This window comes from Streptomyces sp. 130, from assembly GCF_007096885.1.
Lineage (GTDB): Bacteria > Actinomycetota > Actinomycetes > Streptomycetales > Streptomycetaceae > Streptomyces.
On sequence record NZ_VJNO01000098.1, the window covers coordinates 1 to 1489 of the forward strand.

Sequence of the window (1489 nt, forward strand, 5' to 3'; positions counted from 1 at the left end):
CCTTCGGTCTTGCGTTTCCGACTCTATCAGACTCTTTCGTGTCCGATTCCCGGTCGAAGCGGGCCCTGCTCTTTGCCTTTCGGCGGTTTCAACCTTACCAGACTCATTTCGTTCCGTTTCCGGTTCGAATTTTGATTCCGGTGGCCGTTGAAGTGGCCGCGCCTTTCGGCTGATTCGACTTTATCAGAAGCGTTTCGACCGAACCTAATCGGCTTCAACTTCAGAAGGTGGGAATCGAATGGCTCTGCGGAAATTTGATTTCCGATGAGAGCGAAATAGATATTAGCTGACCGCGCCCGAACGTGTCCAGTTCGCGGCAACCGTTTAAATCTACCTCCCCCACTTCGCCGTGTCAACGGTTTTTTGGGGCGAAGAGGAGACTAGCAGGTCAGGAACGCCGGATGCACATCAGGCGGTGGTCGGCACCTCGGTACTTCGTTCGACCGCAATCAGGTCACCCGCATCGCCGGTGCGGACCGGCGGTGCCCAGCGAGGTGCGGGCCCAGCTCGGCGTACCCGATGGGTTCCGGTCACCGGGAAGCGGGCGCGTGCCACCGGGTGTGCGTGAGCAGCGCGGGGACGCTCGTCGTACGGGAGCGGGTGCCGGCGGGGCGGGCCGGAGATTCGCCGGGCTGGGGGCTAGCGGTCGGAAGGCGGGGAGTCCAGGTCTTCGAGTTCGATGCCGGGGGCGGAGAGCACCACGTCGCCGGCGAGGTGGATTGTGTGCCGTTCGCCCGTGTCCAGGGCGCTGACCTGGTATTCGTCCACCTTCAGGGGGCCGTTGTCAGTGGGGTGCGCTTCACTGTTCACCAGGGCCCAGGACTGGTCGAGGGTACGGGGGGCGAGGACCGGGTCCGTGAAGGTGACGACCCGGACGCGGGTCTCGGGGGAAGCGGGGGTGAGGCGCAGCAGACGAGCGGTCGCGACGAGGAAGGCGGGGGAAGTGCCGTTGAAGGCGTGGGCGCGGACATTGCCTTCGGTGGCGTGAGCGCCGGTCGGGTCGGTACGGACCCAGGTGAGGCCCTCCAGGGCGGCACCGCGGACCTGCCAGTCGGCGGAATGGAGTTCGAGTCGGAGGGGGCGGCCGAGTTCGTCGAGGGTGAGGTCGACGGATCCCAGGTGACTGCCGGACGGGGCGGTCGTTTGGGAGATGTAGCGCCAGCCGGACAGGCCGGGCGCGCAGTGGAAGTGTTCTTCGCCGAGAGGGGTGTGGTCGTGGACGTCGTGGAGCGAATATCGGCCGCGGGGCATGGGGTCCTTCGGGTCCTCGGCTCGTGCGGGTGCGGTACGGCGCAGGCCCCCGACACGGGGGTGCGGGGGCCTGCGTTCGTCGCTGCCGCTGATCGGCCCGGGCCGCGCTGCGCGCCCGGGGCCGGACCGGAGCGGCCGGACCGTTCGTGGGCCGGCCGGTTCCGGGCCGGCAGGGAGATCAGTAGCGGTAGTGGTCGGGCTTGTACGGGCCGTCGACCTCGACACCGATGTACGCGGC

At 67.1% G+C, this 1489-nt stretch carries 1 protein-coding gene; it reads right to left on the reverse strand.

Translation table 11 applies throughout. The annotated features are described in order from the left end of the window. Window positions 1-639 precede the first annotated feature (639 nt). Window positions 640-1251 carry a hypothetical protein gene (locus tag FKN01_RS32145; RefSeq protein WP_143626171.1) on the reverse strand — a complete coding sequence of 204 codons (612 nt, stop codon included), beginning with the start codon at window positions 1249-1251 and terminating at the stop codon, window positions 640-642. Between the last annotated feature and the right edge of the window lie 238 nt (window positions 1252-1489).